Here is a 16,476-nt window from a genome sequence, read left to right on the forward strand (position 1 = left end):
ATATGGAACTCGATCAACTAAAATCCGCCTGGAATGCTATCCAAACACCGGTTAAAACTAATAACGAACTTAGTGCTATGCTTATAGAAAGTAAGCACCCGGTACTAAAAGATATTCGAAAACAGTTTGCAATAGAGATTGTAGGCTGGTGTGCATTTCTTGTTTGTTATTACACCATGTTTGATGGTGATCAGAAACCTCTTTTAATAAACATATTACTTATTGTATCTATGTTATTTGCTCTTATTCACAATGTTTCTGGCTATAGTTTTGCGAAATATCTCGTTAACGGGAGTACAATTGTATCTTCTTTAGAAAGATATCTATCTAAGGTAAGGGCTTACGCTGTGGTTTCAGTACTTTCCAGAATTATCCTTATGACAGGTTTTCTAACTTTTTTTACCTACAATATCAGCTTGACCACAAGCAAATACATTTTATTGGCTGTAGTGATTATTATATTTTTGATTCAGTTAGGCTGGCTATCCCAGTTATGGGCAAAAAGACTTAAGATTCTTACCACGACGATTAAAGATTTTACTTCTGAAGGCAGTAATTAATAGAACAAGGGGTATAAAGAATCGTCTTAAACGGGAGTAAAAAGAAAAGGGTTAATTATCTTATTTAAAGATGATTAACCCTTTTTAATTTATAAAATGAGTTGATTAACTAATTTTAACATTAATTGCGTTTAAGCCTTTTTTACCTTGCTCAACGTCGTAGCTAACTGAATCATTCTCACGAATTCTATCAATTAAGCCTGAGGCGTGTACAAAGATTTCAGCATCACCATTAGCTGGTACGATAAATCCAAAACCTTTTGTTTCATTGAAAAACTTTACTGTTCCTTGTTGCATTATATTGTAATTAAATTATTTCCAAAGGTAATTTTAATTTATTGAAAAACAGTAAGATATTGCAATATTATGGCAATAAAATTTTAAAGTAGCTATTTTTACTTTTTTGAAGTTAGCAGAATAGCTACCCCTGCCACTAAAATAATACCTCCAACATAAGGAGGCCAGTTAACACTTTTTTCTTTATCGGCTGATACCTGAATAGGGCCTGCATCTATAATTTTTTCTTTTTTTGTATATGTAAATCCTGTCCAAATCAGCATAACAACACCCAAAATTATCATTACTAATGCTATTGTTTTATTCATGGCTAGTTTTATTTGTCCGTTATACAACAGACCAGCAGATCAAAAGTTTGAATATAAATTAGCTGATTAGTAATCTTTTTAAAATCAGCTTACGTAACAAAGTAATGTTATAGAGCTTGTATTCGCAAAGTTTACAGCCTTTATGATTAAATTGCCGCAATAATTTCAAACTCATGAATAACCTATTTCTAAAAACAGTTGCTATTGTATTATTTTTTGTAGCTAGGGTAAATACTTCTAATGCACAACAACTTCCTTCTGCTAAGTTACAGAGTAATCCATGGACCAAAAATCAACTTATGGAACCTTCTGTTTTAGCAAAAATGATTGAAAAAGGACAGAAAATCCGTATTTATAATATCGGTGTTGTTGAAGATATAAAGGGCGCTACCCATCTTGGAGCTGCCAGCGAAAAGCAAAACGTTGAAAAGTTAAGCAAGGTATTAAAGGGACTTCCAAAAAATGAAACGATTGTGGTGTATTGTGGCTGCTGCCCAATGGATAAATGCCCAAATATCAGACCCGCTTTTAAAGCATTAAATGATCAAAAGTTTACCAAAGCATATTTGTTAAATTTAACAGTCAATTTAAAAACAGAATGGATTAACAAAGGTTATCCACTTGCTCAGCCTGTTAAATAAACTGTATTTATTTTTGTTTCTTTAAGGAAGTTTTTTTCCTGTTTTCAATTGCCCGGTATGCTGTTATTCTAGAAATTATTTCTACCGGGAGTGGTTTGTTTAGTGGAAATTTTATAGTTCCCTTGGATAATTCGTAACCAGATAGCTGATCTTTAAACTCGGTTATTCCACCTGGACCGGGATAAAAACCAATGTGATTCTTGTAGCCTCCAAAATGCACTAAATTGCCATTTAAAAATAATGTTGGAATGCCATAACTGATTTTTTCTTCAGCATCGGGTGCCACATCGTTTACTATTTTTCTAAACTCTTGTAAAACATGCTGTACCTCATCAGGAAAAGCTGAAATATAGTCATCAATTGTTGTCGGTTTATCGTTTTTTATCATAACATAAGGCATGTGTCTAATCAAAAATACAAATAAAAGTTTGTCGTCAAATATTTGCTATATTAGTTCTTAAAAAAGAAATGGTTCGAAAATTAGGTGCAGCTACTACGCTTATATTGTGCTTGATAACTTTGCTTGTTCAAGCTCAGACTACAACATCGTTAACTGTTATAACTCCCACCACTGCTTTATCTCATTATCTGAATAATGCTGATAACACCTTTAAATGGGAGTTGAAGGATTCTTATGATCTTGATGATGTTACTGTATTTACCATTTTACTTACTTCGCAAAAGTGGAGAGAATACACCTGGACACATCAGCTTAGCATAATGGTTCCAAAAGAAAATAAATATGATGGAGCTTTACTGTTTATTACAGGCGGCAGCGTAGATAAAGAAGGGCTGCCAAACTGGAGCCAAAAGGGGGATGGCCTGATTAAAACTTTTGGTGAAATAGCAAGAGAAAATAGGGCTGTAGTAGCCGTACTGAAGCAAACTCCAAATCAGCCTCTTTATAACAATTTAACTGAAGATGCTTTAATATCTTATACACTTCACAATTTTAAGAAAGATGGCGACTACAGCTGGCCATTGCTATTTCCTATGGTTAAGTCGGCAAAAAGTGCGATGGATGCTGTTCAGGAATTCTCAAAACAAAAATTGCATCATACCATCAATAGATTTGTTGTATCAGGAGCATCAAAACGTGGCTGGACAACATGGCTTACCGGCGCTGTTGATAAGCGTGTAACTGCAATTGCTCCTATGGTTATTGATATGCTGAATATGCCTGTAAGTATGAACTATCAAATAAAAGTTTGGAAAGATTACAGCATTCAGATAGAGGATTATGTTAAACTTGGCCTTGTTCAGGATCTGGGTACCGGAAGTACCAATAATTTAACAACTATGATTGATCCTTATGCTTATCGTAAGTCACTAACAATGCCAAAAATGATTTTAATGGGCACTAATGATGAATATTGGCCAATTGACAATATAAAAAACTATTACGACAGTATTCCGGGACAAAACTTAATTCATTATATCCCAAATGTGGGCCATGGGTTGGGTGATGGTAAGGAGGCCATGACTACCTTAAGTTCATTCTTTGGACTTACTATGTCTAAATCATCATATCCGGTATGTACATGGAAATCTTCTCAAAGTAATAAGGGAGTTAAGGTTAGTATTAAAACCACTGCAGATAAGTTAATTGATGTTACATTGTGGTATGCAGATTCGCCTGATCTGGATTTTAGAAATGATAAATGGGAGTCGAGAAAACTGGATGTTAAACCTAAATCTGAAATAAATGCATTTGAAACATATCCGAATTCGGGTTACAAGGCATTTTATGTCGATTTGAAGTACAAGGACTCTAAAGGTGGGCAGTATGTGGAAAGTACACGGGTATTTATGGTAAATGATAAGGAACTTTTGTAACTAGTTTATTTACTTAAGTAATAAAACATCATCCCAAATAGGGAGGCTACAAGTGTATTCAGGAAATTTACCATGTCATTGTTCAAATAGCTTTTACGTTCAAGCGTAGCGCCAAGTAAGGAATCTGTAATGTTCCCAATTATTCCTGCGGCAATAACCAAAAGACTTTTTTTATCAAATCCTGTATAAATTAAGGCTATTACGCATGCGCCACAAGCGCCTATAAGTGTTCCTTCTAAACTTATAACTCCATCCAGGCCATTGGCATCCTTTTTAAAAGTCAGAATGTTATAAAATCTGCGTCCGTATACCATTCCCAGTTCAGAAGATAGGGTGTCGGCAAGTGCAGATGCAAGGCTTGCGGCCACCATTAAAATATATAAATCTGAATGATGATGATCTACTAAAGCTAAAATAGCCAATAAGCCGGCAACACCACCATTTGCAAATACTTGTCCGGCATTTCTACCCATGCTATACGTAATTTCAGGATGATACCTTGCTTTAAGTTGTTTTTTATGGGCTGTTGCCAATACACCGAGAATGAAAAAGGTAACAAGCATTAAAATGCCGGTTTCTCCAAATGCTGCAAATACAAATAAACCAATTAAACCAGCAGTAAGTGATGCAGGCACAGTTAATTTTCTTGCCCACACGCATATTACCATCATGGCAATTAGTAATACCACAATAATAAATAAGTTGGGAGATAATGTTATAGGCATTAGTTTTACCGAAATTTAGAATAGTTGTAATGTAACAACCGGCTCTGTAGCAGATGAGCCTGGTTTACTTTGGGGTTTAGTTTTATGTTTAACAATCCAGGCAGTATAATCTTCTGGTTTTATAGTCTCTTTTAGTAAGCCCGAAGCAAATTGCATTTGCGAAACCCTGGCTTCAATTATTTGCCTGTATTTTTGCAATAAGTGCTGTATTTGCTGTTGAATTTTGTTTTTTGGTTTAATTCTAATGTTTTTGTTTACAGGGTTTAGTAGCTGTATTGTTATTTCTTTACCAAAATAAGCTAATGCTGATTCAATTCTTGCTTGAAACACTTGCTGATCTTTAAAGCCAGTCTGTTTATGCAGTTGCTTTACCTGATTTTGGAATTTATCTGATAGGGCCATAAGGTCTCTAACCGATTTATCCAATTGTACAAGCAGAGATTTAAATTCTGGAAGGTGTGATTTAACAATCTCAGCATTAGAGCTGATAGTTTCCAATCCGATAAGTACACGGTTTAGAGAAAAGTGGTTTAACACCATCTGAAGTATGAATTTTTCTTGCTCAGTAATTAAAATGTCAGCTAAATCACCCTCGCCTGAAGGGTTCATATAATTAATCACCTCAGTATTTGATCTTAAACTTTCAGTGCTAATTCTGGATTTTAAAATAAGCCCGTTTAAGGTTCTAACGCGGCTTAAAGCAACATATACCTGGCCGGCAACAAATGACTTCCCGGCATCTATTATGGCGTTATCAAATGTTAATCCCTGACTTTTATGAATGGTAACAGCCCAGGCTAATTTAATAGGATATTGTGAAAACTCACCAACCTGTTGTTGTATAATGTCTTGTTCCGGATCAGCTTTATATTCAAAAGATTGCCATGAAGTTTTTTCTAATAGCAAATCATCTTCCTGTGGAAAAGAGATGTAGATTTCTCCATCCTTAACAGATTTAACCTTCCCAATTTTTCCGTTGTAGTACTTTCGATTATCGCCCGTATCATTTTTTATGAACATAATCTGGGCACCTTCTTTAAGTTTTAAAGTTTGCTCAGCTTGCAATCCCATATCTCTAAACTCGCCACTTATTTCTCCTTCAAAGGTATATTCATTGCCCTCAAGCTCTTCTAATTTTTCCTTGTTAATGGTATTTGCTTCGGCATTATGGGAGGTAATGATAATGGGGTTCAAATCTTCAGTAGATTTGAATTGAGGTTCAAATCTTTTGTTTAACAGATCCAAACTACTTTCACTGATCTGATTGTTCCTTATGTCATTTAGAATATTGATAAATTCAGGTTCAGTTTGTCTAAATACAGTGGTAAGTTCTATCTGTAAAAGTGGGTTTCTGCGTACTACAAGTGCATCAAAAAAGTATGGAGAAGGGTAGGCTTTGCTTAAAAATGCCCAGTCTTCTCTTTTGGTAACTGGTGGTAGCTGATATAAATCACCAATTAAAAGGAGTTGAACACCACCAAAAGGAATTGTGTTTTTTCTTACTGATCTAAGAATGGCATCAATCACATCCAGTAAATCACAACGTACCATTGATACCTCATCAATAACAAGTAGCTCCAACTCATTAAAAAGATTCAATTTTTCTCTGGTATAACTTAAATCAGAAACCATAGATTGAATAGATAATATTCCCGATTGCAAGTTTTCTAAGCTAATGTCGCCAGGGAAGAAAGAGCCAGGTGGCAGTTGAAAAAAAGAATTTATGGTTGTTCCCTTAGCATTCATTGCTGCAACTCCGGTAGGGGCCACAACTGCCATTTTTTTTGAGCTGCTTTCCTTAATTCGCTTAAGTAAGGTGGTTTTTCCTGTTCCAGCCTTCCCTGTCAAAAAGATATTCTGATTGGTATAGTCAATAAAAGATAAAACTTTGTCAAAAATTGAATTAGAAGAACCGTCATTACTCATAGAGCAAATTTAATTGAAATTTTCTCGGGTTCCGCCGAATGTTGAAATGTATTATTTGTTCCGGTTGTTATCAAAAATAATATATTTGTTAAATAACCAATTAACGCATTTTATGAAACGATTTATAATAGCTTCATTAATTTCTATATCAATTATTTCATGTAATTATGCGCAGCAGCCTGCAAATGCCAATTCAGAACTACCTGGCAAGGCAATCAGTTATCAGGATTGGAAGAAGGAGGCAGAAACAAATATTAGACTTAGCCCTAAGTTTGGTAATGCAGTTAAATCAGAATCGCAGAAGCAGGCAGATCGGAAATTTATTGATGATTGCCTGAAACAACATGGCGATCATCATAAAGCATCAGAGGAAGTTGTAAAATTAGGCTTTGATTATCTTTATAAAGGCGATCTTAAAACAGCGATGTACCGGTTTAATCAGGCCTGGCTATTAGAACCTAAAAATGAAAATGCTTTCTGGGGATTTTCAGCAGTTTATTTTACCCTTGGAGATCATGAAAAGGCAATGGAGCAGTTGAATGAAGGGCTTGTTCTGAATCCTAACAGCTCAAATTTACTTACTGATAAGGCTACAATATATTATGCCAAATATCCTGCAAATAATGATTCAAAGGATTTGTCGACTGCTATAGATTTATTAAACCAATCGTATAAAATAGATCCTGCAAATCAAAATACTGTATTCAAATTATCTGTAGTTTATTTTATGAAGCAAGATTGTAAAAATGCTTTAAAGTATTATAATGAATGCAAATCACTTGGTGGTAGACCCATCACAAAAGATTATACCGAAGCACTTAAAAAGCTTTGTCCATAAAACACGACCATTTTTTCTAAATTTAGACACCTAAACCAACCGAACGATGAAACTTATTTATTCTATTTTTGGTATTCTACTTACCGGCATGTTAACAACAGCCCTGGCACAGCAAAAAGAAACACCTAAAAAGAATGCAAGCAATAAAGTAATTGTAGCTTACGTAACTTCCTGGGGTAAAACCTTGCCAGATCCTAAACTTGTTACGCATATCAATTATGCTTTTGGGCATGTAAATAAAACATTTGATGGCGTTACTATTGAAAATGAAGGCCGTTTGAAAGATATAGTTGCATTAAAATCTAAATATCCACAACTCAAAGTGTTGTTGTCTATAGGGGGGTGGAAAAGTGGCAGGTTTAGCGAAATGGCCGCATCTGATGAAAATAGAGGCAAATTTGTTGATGATTGCCAACGAATAGTAAAAACATTTAACCTGGATGGTATAGACATTGATTGGGAATATCCTACAAGTTCCGAAGCCGGGATATCTTCTTCTCCGGATGATACCAAAAACTATACTTTACTGATGTCCCAGATCCGGAATAAGATTGGTAAGAAAAAATTACTAACTCTGGCATCTGTTTCAAATGCAAAGTATATAGATTTTAAGGCTATAACCCCAATAGTAGATTTTGTAAACGTGATGACTTATGATATGGGAACTCCTCCAAATCATCATGCCGGACTTTACCATTCACAATATACCAAAGACATCAGTGTAGATGAAGGTGTTACGGCTCATTTGAATGCAGGAATTCCTGCCAATAAACTTGTTCTTGGAATTCCATTTTATGGACATGGCAAAGGCGATATAGCCTGGTATATAGATTATAAAGATATTGTAAAACTAAGTGGTTATACAAAGAAATGGGATGATGTAGCTAAAGCTCCTTATTTGGTAAACGATGCCGGCGAGTTTGTACTAACTTACGAGACACCCCAATCTATTGCTGTAAAATGTACTTACCTGCTTGAAAAGGGGATGCTTGGTGCTATGTACTGGGACTACACAGCAGATACAGAAGATGGAGAATTAAGGAAAGCAGTATATTCTGGGGTTTATAAGAAATAGTTCAGAATTATACTATTTTTCTTTTTCAAGTAAATCGGAAAGTTCAGCTGACTTGTTGAACTGCGGATTGTGATCTGATTTAAATATCAGATATTTATAACCTCTTTTTTTGGCCCTTTCGCCATAAGTATAAAAATCATCTTGTTCAGGTTTTTTACCTTCTTCAACGGTTAATATGTAAGTGGCGGGCAATTTTAAAGCTACCGGATTTTTTCTGGAAACAGGCTGGGTGAAGGTTTTAATAGACTGTGGTACATCTTTTGGTGCCTGCTGATTTGGTTTAACCCAGCTTGGCACCATAAAACCATTTGTTGATGCAAGCTGGATGTTTTTAGCTCCACCTTCCCTTGAAGTAGCTAAGCTTTCTCCATCATTAGGTAAAATGGCATCAAGATAAACCAGTTTTTTAATTCGTTCCGGAATACTATCGGCCACTCCTGTAATTACCATGCCGCCATAACTATGACCTACCAGTATTACATTTTTAATATTTTCATAAAGTATTAAATTAACTACATCCTTAATATGGGTGTTTAGGTCAACATCTGGAGAACTTAAATGAACTCGGTCGCCCTGACCGGTTAAACTTGGCCTGTAGATAACATTGCCATGATTAGACATTATTTCATCTACATTCTTAAAAGCCCAGCTACCTCCCCATGCCCCGTGAACAATTACGTATACAGGTTTTTCCTGAGCTAATGAGCAATTGGAAATGAATAAGCCGATAAAGCAAACAGCTGGTATGATGAGTTTTTTGATGAATAGGAACATGGTCTGCAGGTGGGTTTAGTATTTACTAAATATAGTAATATTAGATAATAGTGCAACATATGTAATATGATGGTGTCTTATGAACAAGAACCACATCAATGAGACAATACCTATTCCTGTTTCTTTTGTTAATATACACCTGCGTTTGTAAGGCTCAGGACCCTGCGGTACAAAAGAAATTGCAGGCAGTAAGAGCTGCTGAAAGCCCCAAAATAGATGGTATTCTTGATGATCAATGTTGGATTGATGTTCCTGTTGCTACCGATTTTTTTGAGATCAGACCTGTGCCGGGCAGAGTAGAGGGGAAAGATAAGCGTACAGAAATGAAGGTAATATATGATGACGCAGCAATTTATGTCTATGCCCGAATGTATGATCATCCAGATAGTGTTTCTCACGAATTGGTTTCGCGTGACAATATTGGGAATGCCGATTTTATCTCTATCATTTTCGATCCCTTCTATGATAAGATGAATGGAAATGGCTTTTTTGTTACTGCTGCCGGAGTTCAGTTTGATGCAAAATATTCACAAATTGGTGATGAAGATTCTAATTGGAATGCTGTTTGGGAAAGTGCAGTTAAAATTGACGACAAAGGTTGGACTGCCGAAATGAAAATCCCTTATTCTGCTTTGCGTTTTTCTGCCAAGGACATTCAGAATTGGGGACTGAACTTCAGTCGCCGAATCCAGCGCAAAAACGTTCAAACATTTTGGAATTTTGTTAATCCCAATGTAAACGGTTTTATTAATCAGGAGGGGCTTTGGATTGGAGTTAAAGACATAAAACCACCATTACGATTATCATTTTCACCTTATCTGTCTGCTTATATAAATCATTATCCTGCTAATATTCCAGGCGTAAAAAACACAACTGCTCGTTTTAATGGCGGTATGGATGTTAAGTATGGCATTAATAATAGCTTTACCTTGGATATGACCTTAGTGCCTGATTTTGGTCAGGTACAATCTGATAACAGAATTTTAAACCTAACACCATTTGAAGTTAAGTTTAATGAAAACCGACAATTTTTTACAGAAGGAACTGAACTGTTTAATAAGGGTGACCTGTTTTATTCGAAGCGAATTGGCTCTATTCCAAAATACTATAATCGCTCTGATATAAACAGTTCCGAAACTATCATTAAAGATCAAAGTGAAGCCAAAGTGCTAAATGCCACAAAAATTTCTGGTAGAACTGCAAAAGGCCTTGGTATAGGTGTTTTTAATGCTATAACTAAAGCTATGCAAACCGAGGTTGAAGACCAACAAGGAAACATAAGAGAATCTGAAACTCAACCGCTAACCAATTATAACATTCTAGTATTCGATCAGTCTTTAAAAAACAACAGTTCGGCAACTTTTATCAATACCAATGTTTTAAGGCAAGGCTCTGCCTACGACGCGAATGTGAGTGCTTTATTGTTTAACCTAAATGATAAAAAGAATGTTTATTTCTTCAATGGTGCTGGTAAAATGAGCTACCTAAAAGGAACCGCCAGCAGAACCGGTTTTAACTATGAATTTAAAGGCGGTAAGCAAAGTGGAAATTTTAGATGGAGCTATAGTCAAGTATATGCCGATGACAAATTTGACAAGTCTGATATGGGCTTTTTTACCAATAATAATTTTTTAGATCAGTTTGTAAGGTTTGGATATAACAATTATAAACCAACCTCATGGTACAATCAATTGGAAAGCTGGTTAAATTTTGAATATTCCCGACGTGTTAATCCTGGCGATTATCAGCGTTTTGGTATTGTTACCGGCGCTTGGTTACAATTTAAAAACATTTGGTCGGTTGAAGTGGATTTAGACTATGGGCCAGAGGGGAATGATTTTTATGAAGCCAGAAACGGACAATTATACAGAACACCTGCCAGGTTTGGGGCATCCGTTTATGTAAATCCAAATAATGCAAAGGCATATAACTTTGGAGGAAATGTAAAGTACTTCAAAAAAGAGCTTTTTAATGGAAGGGAGTATAATTTCTATTTTTTCCAGAATTTAAGATTAAACGACCGGATCGCTTTTGGCCTTGATTTGAATTTTAACCCAAGCTACAATTATGTTAGTTGGATAAAAGCAGAGGGAGATCAGGCAATTTTTTCCCGTTATAACAGGAATACTGTAGAAAATTCATTTGATGCAAAATATTCTTTCAGTAACAAAATGGGAGTGTCAGTTGTATTGCGACATTATTGGAGTGATAGGAGGAACAAGGAGTTTTATCTGTTAACAGATCATGGAGGTTTAATTGCCTATGGGGGCGCTCCATTAACCGGGATGGATAGGAACTATAATGTTTTTAATATTGATTTGATCTATGTTTGGCAGTTTGCACCGGGAAGTGAGCTTACTCTATCCTATAAGCAGGCTGCTGAAACCAATAACGATTTTTATACTAAGCGATATAACAGAAATCTTGAGGATATCCTTTCCGCACCGCAAAATACAAGCTTATCTGTAAAAATTTTATACTATATTGATTATCTAAATCTTCGTAAAAAAAGAAAGTAAGAATATAATGATCTATTTAGTATTACTCTATCTTTTCTGCATAATTTATGGGATTATTCATGCCGTTAAGAATAACTCCATAAATTATGTAGAAAAAGCCTTTTGGATCATCATAATTATTATAATTCCGGTAGGGGCTTGCTTATACTTAAGAAGTACATTTGTTACTAAACATTAAGTGAAACATCTTCTGGATATCATTCAATGTTGGTATATTTAAGGCTGTAACCGAACCTCAACTATCTCAAAATTAAATGGAAAGAAGAAAATTCCTTCAATTGGGAGTGGGTTTAACAGTGGCAGGCATCCTGGCACCTACATTTGTTAAATCTAGTCCTTTAGCGGTACCAAACAAATTACCACTTTGGCGTGGTTTTAATCTGTTAGAGAAATTTAATGGAGATCATAACCAGCCTTTTCAGAAAACAGATTTTCAAATGATGGCTAAGTGGGGTTTTAACTTTGCCCGCTTACCAATGTCATATCATTGCTGGTCAAAACCTGATAATTGGCTTCAAATGGACGAAAATGTTTTGAAAGAAATAGATCAGGCAATTGAGTACGGAATTAAATATAAAATTCATGTTAACCTCAATCTACATCGGATTCCTGGTTATTGTGTTAATCCACCTAATGAACCGCTTAATTTATGGAAAGATGATCAGGCACTAGAAGCTGCTGCTTTCCATTGGCAAACTTTTGCTAAAAGATACAAGCGCATTAATAGTAAGAAATTGAGCTTTGACCTGATAAATGAACCTTCAAATGTTGAAGAGCCGGATTATGTAAGGGTGGTTACCCGAATTGTTAATGCCATACGTCAGGAAGATCCGGATCGGTTAATTGTTATCGATGGTCTTCATTATGGAACTAAGCCTGTTTTTGGTGCGGCCGATTTAAATGTTGGGCAAAGTACCAGAGGATATGGTCCCATGCAGGTAAGTCATTATAAAGCATCCTGGGTTAAGGCAGATTGGAACGTTCCAACCTGGCCTTTAAATCCGGACGGTAATGATAAGTGGGACAAAGATCGGCTGAAACGGGATATATTTGATCCCTGGAAAAGTCTAATGGATCAGGGTGTGGGAGTTCATGTGGGTGAGTGGGGCGCATACCAGCATACACCTCATGATGTTTCGCTTTCATGGATGAAAGATAATCTCGAAATATGGAAAGAGAACGGCTGGGGTTGGTCTTTATGGAATTTGCGCGGTAGTTTTGGTATTCTTGATAGCGAACGACAAGATGTAGCATATGAAGACTACAATGGCCATAAGCTAGATCGTAAAATGCTTGAATTACTTCAGCAGTACTAACATAAGTTGCTAAACTAAAACCGATTCCTTAAAATACCTGGCTTTATAATCCAATGGAGATAAGCCAGTTATTTTTTTGAAAACTCCTCTAAACGCTTTGTCATCCGAATAACCAACTTCATTCATAACTTCGTAAATACTCTTTTTACCCTTTTCAAGGGTGCTTTTTGCAACCTCTACTTTTACGCGTTGTAAGTATTCTACAGGGGTATTGCCAACAGCCTTAATAAATCGTCTGTCAAAATTCCTTCGGCTAATGGCAAGTTTTGATGCCAGTTCCTCAAAGGAAATTTTCTCACTTAAATTTTCTTCTATATAAGTTTGTGCTTTACTGATAAGATCATCACCATGGTTCTTTTGTGTTCTGAAAATGTGAAAAGGCGATTGCGAAGATCTTTCTATATCAATTTGAAAGATTTTAGAGCAGATAATTGCTACCTCCCTGTTAAAATACTCACCTACCAAAAAAAGTATCAGGTTCAAAAAAGAATATCCGCCACCATTAGTATAAATGCCACGTTCAGCAGTAATTAATTTATCAATTTGAAGCGTAATATTTGGAAACAGCCGCTTAAAATCTGGCGCTAAATTCCAGTGTGTACAGCAACTCTTGCCATCCAGTAATCCGGTAGCAGCAAGTAAAAATGCTCCTGAACACATCGAGGCAACTTCGGTACCACCAAGGTACTGTTCCTTTATCCACTTAATTAGTTGATCATTCTTTTGCAGTAAATCGGCATCATATGAAACTGAAGGGATAATCAGTAGGTCAGTTTTTTCTATATCATCAATATTTACAGGGTTTATAGAAAAAAAACCTGCATCTAGTTTTAACTCAGGTATAAAACCGGCAATCCTGACATCCATCAACGGCTTATTGCCTAATTTTTGCCAAATATCGTTTGCTCGTGTTAGAATTTCAAAGGAACCCGTTATGCTGCTAAGGTTAACATCGCCTTCGGGAACAACTATGGTTACTAATTTCATGGTAAAAGTTTTTATTAAAGATACCAGATTCAAACCTTAATTTAAATGCTTTAATAATTCTTCAAAATCAGGCTCGTCGAAAACAAACTCAAGTTCTCTATGCTGGGGTGAATAATTCACCACAATATGAAATTCTTTTATTTTGTTTATATCAACCATCAATTTAAAAGAAAAGAGTTTGCCGAAGGGATTGCTAAATAGATTCTCAAATACTGCAATACCGCGCTCTACATCAATTATGTGAATAGTAAATGAATTTCTTTGACTGGTATAATCTTCTATTCTAAAAAACTTATAGGAGTTTTTATCTATTTTGCTGGTAGCATCCAAAAGAGAAATACTTCTTTCCATATCTTGTTGGATTACTGTACTATCATTAAGTGACACTCTTGTATAGCTCCACTCAGAGGGGGCATACACATAATATTTACCTTTATATAATTCAAGTGAGCACCAATTACGTGGAATTCCGGTTAAGTCAATCTGATTAAATGGCTTTTTGTGAATGTTTAGCCGTTCCATACTTTCTTTATAATCTTTGTTGCTCAGAGTATAGCTTATATCTGCTATTTTCTCATAATACTCTGAGTCTGGAGAAGGATCAATATATATAGCATGTCCCACTTGATTTCTGGGTTTTAGAAACGTAGTATCTTGCTTCTGAGCAAAAGTGGACATGAAGAGGATACAAAACGATATAAGTAAGGGGAGTTTCATGAGTTATATAATTAGATTTAGCTTCTAATATGCCAACAAACGACCGCAGGCAATAATCGCTACCCATACACCGATCGAAACAAGGGCTGATATTTTTGTTGAAAACGGAAGCTTCTGGGTTTGATTGTCAAAATCAGGCTTAAATAATAGTTTATGAAATACCAAGACATTAAGTGCTGCAATTACCAGCAAAAACATTTTTAGCCAAAAGGTTGGGTCAATGCCCAAGGCTTTTGAATTGGTCATGAATAGTAATATTCCGGAAGGGATAACCAATAACAATGCTCTTCTTGACCAGGGAAGCAAATGTCGGGATAAGTGGATTATGGAGAGACTTTTTGAAAAACCTAGCAAGCGTAGGTCGAACATAAATGCAGCGCCAACTAAAATCACAATTCCAGTAATGTGAACAATTTCTAAAGTTGGGTACAACCACAAGGATTGACGAATAGCTGCAGCTACGGCAGTGTTTTCTAGCCAACTGAGCAGATCAGATATAAAGTATAGCACAGCTACCTCAGTTCGTATTTTACACTGTCTACAAATATCCTTTCAGCCCGCATTTCTGCTTTTTTAGTTTTATGAGGATAGGCAACCAGCCTAACTTCTGTTCCTTTTTTTATCATATCTGCAGTTAGCCCACGATCTGTCATGCGGCTGGTAGGAGCTAAATAAACTGTCCATAGTTGTTTTCTATATTTTACTTTAGCCAGGGCATGAGGATTTTCATATATTGATTCCTCTATTGTGGTTTTAAAATCTAGTACCTTTTTTTGATCATAATCAGCCCAACCATGGTGGAAAGCTGTGAACGAAACGCAGAGCAAACAGAAAATTGCCAACGAAATATTTTTCAGATAATTCATAACCTGCAGATTTAGTGATGGTTGAATATACCAAAAATAATCCTTTGATCAAATAGATCTTACAGTGAACTTCTAACTTCAAGCCTCCACGGATTCTCTACCGTGGTAATTGCTTTTGTTTTAATCAGCTCAGCCATCGTTTTTCCCATAAGTTTAAAATCGGTAGAAAGCGTTGTAATTCCTCCCGACAATAGCTCTTTTAGTGGAGTGTCATTATATGATATGATACCGAAATCTTTGCCTGGTAACAACTTTTGGAGTTCGGCTTGTTTTAATAGATCCACCAGATCTCTATCTCTTACAACAATAAAAAGGTCACCTTTCTTTATCTTTCTGCCAGATGTAGCAGGTAAATAATCATGATCAAATCCGTTATGCTCACAAAAAACTTTAAGGCCATCATATCTTTCCAGGGGCTCTTTTTCTTCTTGCTGCACCATAAAAATACGCTTGTACTTTTTAATGAGCTGGAGTCCGGAAACCAAAGCCTCATAAGTATCTGTCTCAAAATTTTGTGAAACGGAAGAATATTTGCCCTTTAGTTCAGTATGAAAGTGATCCAGTAAAAATACCCTGCCTGATAAAGATTCCAGAATAGGCTCAATTCCCTGGAACTTTCCCGACATGATGATATAGTCTGTATACTTGTTGTTGGCATCATTTATCAGTGTTTCAAAAACTTTTCTGTTGTAGTTATGAAAGTAGAGGTCAACCGTTACATCACTTCCGGCCCATTCCGCAAACGAATTAAACAGATCTTCTTTAAATTCATTGAACTCATTGAAAAGCAGAAATATATGATGTCCTGACTGTACTTTGGTACTCCTTACAAAATAACCAACTCCATGGTTTGATGCAATAATGCCTTTTGCCATAAGCTCGCGCAAGCCCGTAAAAACTGTGTCACGTGATAAGCTATACTCAGTTCTAAAATCGTTGATGGAAGGTATCCTGTCCCCATTCTTGTATTCCTCTGTAGCTATCCTGTCAATCACATGGCTTACTACAAGCTTATATTTTGATTTATTTTCTTTCACGTTTCAATGTATTGCTGGCAAATATACTTACTCATGGTTTCAAAAATAACAAAT

Annotated in this window: 19 protein-coding genes; 8 read left to right on the top strand and 11 right to left on the bottom strand. The window is 35.8% G+C overall.

Annotation, left to right across the window (positions count from 1 at the left end):
• Nucleotides 1-2: 2 nt before the first annotated feature.
• Complete coding sequence (locus CPT03_RS05860; protein ID WP_099437959.1) at nt 3-560, top strand: hypothetical protein; 558 nt, start codon at nt 3-5, stop codon at nt 558-560.
• 105 nt (nt 561-665) lie between these two features.
• Here CPT03_RS05860 and CPT03_RS05865 read toward each other — a convergent pair whose 3' ends face one another.
• Nucleotides 666-857: a cold-shock protein gene (locus CPT03_RS05865; RefSeq protein ID WP_099437960.1), complete on the bottom strand. Its 192-nt coding sequence runs from the start codon at nt 855-857 to the stop codon at nt 666-668.
• A 98-nt stretch (nt 858-955) separates the two neighbouring features.
• Nucleotides 956-1,165: a hypothetical protein gene (locus CPT03_RS05870; protein ID WP_099437961.1), complete on the bottom strand. Its 210-nt coding sequence runs from the start codon at nt 1,163-1,165 to the stop codon at nt 956-958.
• Nucleotides 1,166-1,338: 173 nt separating this feature from the next.
• Here CPT03_RS05870 and CPT03_RS05875 point away from each other — a divergent pair, with 173 nt between their 5' ends.
• Nucleotides 1,339-1,806: a hypothetical protein gene (locus CPT03_RS05875; protein WP_099437962.1), complete on the top strand. Its 468-nt coding sequence runs from the start codon at nt 1,339-1,341 to the stop codon at nt 1,804-1,806.
• A gap of 7 nt (nt 1,807-1,813) precedes the next feature.
• Here the strand turns inward: CPT03_RS05875 and CPT03_RS05880 are convergent, their stop codons facing one another.
• Nucleotides 1,814-2,194: an iron chaperone gene (locus tag CPT03_RS05880; RefSeq protein ID WP_099441027.1), complete on the bottom strand. Its 381-nt coding sequence runs from the start codon at nt 2,192-2,194 to the stop codon at nt 1,814-1,816.
• An 80-nt stretch (nt 2,195-2,274) separates the two neighbouring features.
• Between CPT03_RS05880 and CPT03_RS05885 the strand changes: the two genes are divergently transcribed.
• A complete protein-coding gene (locus CPT03_RS05885; protein ID WP_099437963.1) occupies nt 2,275-3,642 on the top strand; it encodes a PhoPQ-activated pathogenicity-related family protein in 1,368 nt (455 codons plus the stop codon).
• A 5-nt stretch (nt 3,643-3,647) separates the two neighbouring features.
• Here the strand turns inward: CPT03_RS05885 and CPT03_RS05890 are convergent, their stop codons facing one another.
• Together CPT03_RS05890 and CPT03_RS05895 are read right to left on the bottom strand one after the other, a co-directional pair.
• Nucleotides 3,648-4,367: a DUF92 domain-containing protein gene (locus tag CPT03_RS05890; RefSeq protein ID WP_099437964.1), complete on the bottom strand. Its 720-nt coding sequence runs from the start codon at nt 4,365-4,367 to the stop codon at nt 3,648-3,650.
• 15 nt (nt 4,368-4,382) lie between these two features.
• A complete protein-coding gene (locus CPT03_RS05895; protein WP_099437965.1) occupies nt 4,383-6,293 on the bottom strand; it encodes an ATP-dependent RecD-like DNA helicase in 1,911 nt (636 codons plus the stop codon).
• 112 nt (nt 6,294-6,405) lie between these two features.
• Here CPT03_RS05895 and CPT03_RS05900 point away from each other — a divergent pair, with 112 nt between their 5' ends.
• Together CPT03_RS05900 and CPT03_RS05905 are read left to right on the top strand one after the other, a co-directional pair.
• Complete coding sequence (locus CPT03_RS05900; RefSeq protein WP_157766362.1) at nt 6,406-7,131, top strand: tetratricopeptide repeat protein; 726 nt, start codon at nt 6,406-6,408, stop codon at nt 7,129-7,131.
• Nucleotides 7,132-7,177: 46 nt separating this feature from the next.
• Complete coding sequence (locus CPT03_RS05905; protein WP_099437967.1) at nt 7,178-8,206, top strand: glycoside hydrolase family 18 protein; 1,029 nt, start codon at nt 7,178-7,180, stop codon at nt 8,204-8,206.
• Nucleotides 8,207-8,218: 12 nt separating this feature from the next.
• Here the strand turns inward: CPT03_RS05905 and CPT03_RS05910 are convergent, their stop codons facing one another.
• On the bottom strand, nt 8,219-8,980 hold the full coding sequence (locus tag CPT03_RS05910) for an alpha/beta hydrolase (protein ID WP_099437968.1): 762 nt from the start codon (nt 8,978-8,980) through the stop codon (nt 8,219-8,221).
• Nucleotides 8,981-9,078: 98 nt separating this feature from the next.
• On the opposite strand from CPT03_RS05910, the gene CPT03_RS05915 reads away from it, so the two are divergent.
• From CPT03_RS05915 to CPT03_RS05925, 3 genes are all read left to right on the top strand, one after another.
• Nucleotides 9,079-11,499 (top strand): DUF5916 domain-containing protein, encoded by a 2,421-nt coding sequence (locus CPT03_RS05915; RefSeq protein ID WP_099437969.1) that lies wholly within the window; start codon nt 9,079-9,081, stop codon nt 11,497-11,499.
• Nucleotides 11,500-11,506: 7 nt separating this feature from the next.
• Nucleotides 11,507-11,677 (top strand): PLDc N-terminal domain-containing protein, encoded by a 171-nt coding sequence (locus CPT03_RS23350; protein ID WP_099437970.1) that lies wholly within the window; start codon nt 11,507-11,509, stop codon nt 11,675-11,677.
• Nucleotides 11,678-11,753: 76 nt separating this feature from the next.
• Nucleotides 11,754-12,815 carry a glycoside hydrolase family 5 protein gene (locus CPT03_RS05925; RefSeq protein WP_099437971.1) on the top strand — a complete coding sequence of 354 codons (1,062 nt, stop codon included), beginning with the start codon at nt 11,754-11,756 and terminating at the stop codon, nt 12,813-12,815.
• Nucleotides 12,816-12,824: 9 nt separating this feature from the next.
• Here the strand turns inward: CPT03_RS05925 and CPT03_RS05930 are convergent, their stop codons facing one another.
• The 5 genes from CPT03_RS05930 to CPT03_RS05950 all read right to left on the bottom strand — a co-directional run bounded on the left by CPT03_RS05930 (nt 12,825) and on the right by CPT03_RS05950 (nt 16,422).
• Nucleotides 12,825-13,802, bottom strand: a complete 978-nt coding sequence (locus CPT03_RS05930) for a GlxA family transcriptional regulator (protein ID WP_099437972.1) — start codon at nt 13,800-13,802, stop codon at nt 12,825-12,827.
• Between the two features lie 36 nt (nt 13,803-13,838).
• Nucleotides 13,839-14,426 carry a hypothetical protein gene (locus CPT03_RS05935; RefSeq protein WP_172954142.1) on the bottom strand — a complete coding sequence of 196 codons (588 nt, stop codon included), beginning with the start codon at nt 14,424-14,426 and terminating at the stop codon, nt 13,839-13,841.
• A gap of 117 nt (nt 14,427-14,543) precedes the next feature.
• On the bottom strand, nt 14,544-15,029 hold the full coding sequence (locus tag CPT03_RS05940; protein WP_216641612.1) for a DUF6644 family protein: 486 nt from the start codon (nt 15,027-15,029) through the stop codon (nt 14,544-14,546).
• A 2-nt stretch (nt 15,030-15,031) separates the two neighbouring features.
• Complete coding sequence (locus tag CPT03_RS05945; protein WP_099437974.1) at nt 15,032-15,385, bottom strand: DUF6152 family protein; 354 nt, start codon at nt 15,383-15,385, stop codon at nt 15,032-15,034.
• Nucleotides 15,386-15,444: 59 nt separating this feature from the next.
• Nucleotides 15,445-16,422: a GntR family transcriptional regulator gene (locus tag CPT03_RS05950; protein WP_099437975.1), complete on the bottom strand. Its 978-nt coding sequence runs from the start codon at nt 16,420-16,422 to the stop codon at nt 15,445-15,447.
• Nucleotides 16,423-16,476: the final 54 nt, after the last annotated feature.

Source organism: Pedobacter ginsengisoli (assembly GCF_002736205.1).
In the GTDB taxonomy this organism is placed as follows: Bacteria; Bacteroidota; Bacteroidia; order Sphingobacteriales; family Sphingobacteriaceae; genus Pedobacter; species Pedobacter ginsengisoli_A.

What these genes read in the sequence shown, in the direction of transcription:
- CPT03_RS05885 (WP_099437963.1), top strand. Translation starts at nt 2,275, where the DNA reads ATGGTTCGAAAATTAGGTGCAGCTACTACGCTTATATTGTGCTTGATA.
- CPT03_RS05910 (WP_099437968.1), bottom strand. Translation starts at nt 8,980, where the DNA reads ATGTTCCTATTCATCAAAAAACTCATCATACCAGCTGTTTGCTTTATC.
- CPT03_RS05870 (WP_099437961.1), bottom strand. Translation starts at nt 1,165, where the DNA reads ATGAATAAAACAATAGCATTAGTAATGATAATTTTGGGTGTTGTTATG.
- CPT03_RS05930 (WP_099437972.1), bottom strand. Translation starts at nt 13,802, where the DNA reads ATGAAATTAGTAACCATAGTTGTTCCCGAAGGCGATGTTAACCTTAGC.
- CPT03_RS05890 (WP_099437964.1), bottom strand. Translation starts at nt 4,367, where the DNA reads ATGCCTATAACATTATCTCCCAACTTATTTATTATTGTGGTATTACTA.
- CPT03_RS05945 (WP_099437974.1), bottom strand. Translation starts at nt 15,385, where the DNA reads ATGAATTATCTGAAAAATATTTCGTTGGCAATTTTCTGTTTGCTCTGC.
- CPT03_RS05895 (WP_099437965.1), bottom strand. Translation starts at nt 6,293, where the DNA reads ATGAGTAATGACGGTTCTTCTAATTCAATTTTTGACAAAGTTTTATCT.
- CPT03_RS05900 (WP_157766362.1), top strand. Translation starts at nt 6,406, where the DNA reads ATGAAACGATTTATAATAGCTTCATTAATTTCTATATCAATTATTTCA.
- CPT03_RS05905 (WP_099437967.1), top strand. Translation starts at nt 7,178, where the DNA reads ATGAAACTTATTTATTCTATTTTTGGTATTCTACTTACCGGCATGTTA.
- CPT03_RS05875 (WP_099437962.1), top strand. Translation starts at nt 1,339, where the DNA reads ATGAATAACCTATTTCTAAAAACAGTTGCTATTGTATTATTTTTTGTA.
- CPT03_RS05915 (WP_099437969.1), top strand. Translation starts at nt 9,079, where the DNA reads ATGAGACAATACCTATTCCTGTTTCTTTTGTTAATATACACCTGCGTT.
- CPT03_RS05860 (WP_099437959.1), top strand. Translation starts at nt 3, where the DNA reads ATGGAACTCGATCAACTAAAATCCGCCTGGAATGCTATCCAAACACCG.
- CPT03_RS23350 (WP_099437970.1), top strand. Translation starts at nt 11,507, where the DNA reads ATGATCTATTTAGTATTACTCTATCTTTTCTGCATAATTTATGGGATT.
- CPT03_RS05880 (WP_099441027.1), bottom strand. Translation starts at nt 2,194, where the DNA reads ATGATAAAAAACGATAAACCGACAACAATTGATGACTATATTTCAGCT.
- CPT03_RS05865 (WP_099437960.1), bottom strand. Translation starts at nt 857, where the DNA reads ATGCAACAAGGAACAGTAAAGTTTTTCAATGAAACAAAAGGTTTTGGA.
- CPT03_RS05925 (WP_099437971.1), top strand. Translation starts at nt 11,754, where the DNA reads ATGGAAAGAAGAAAATTCCTTCAATTGGGAGTGGGTTTAACAGTGGCA.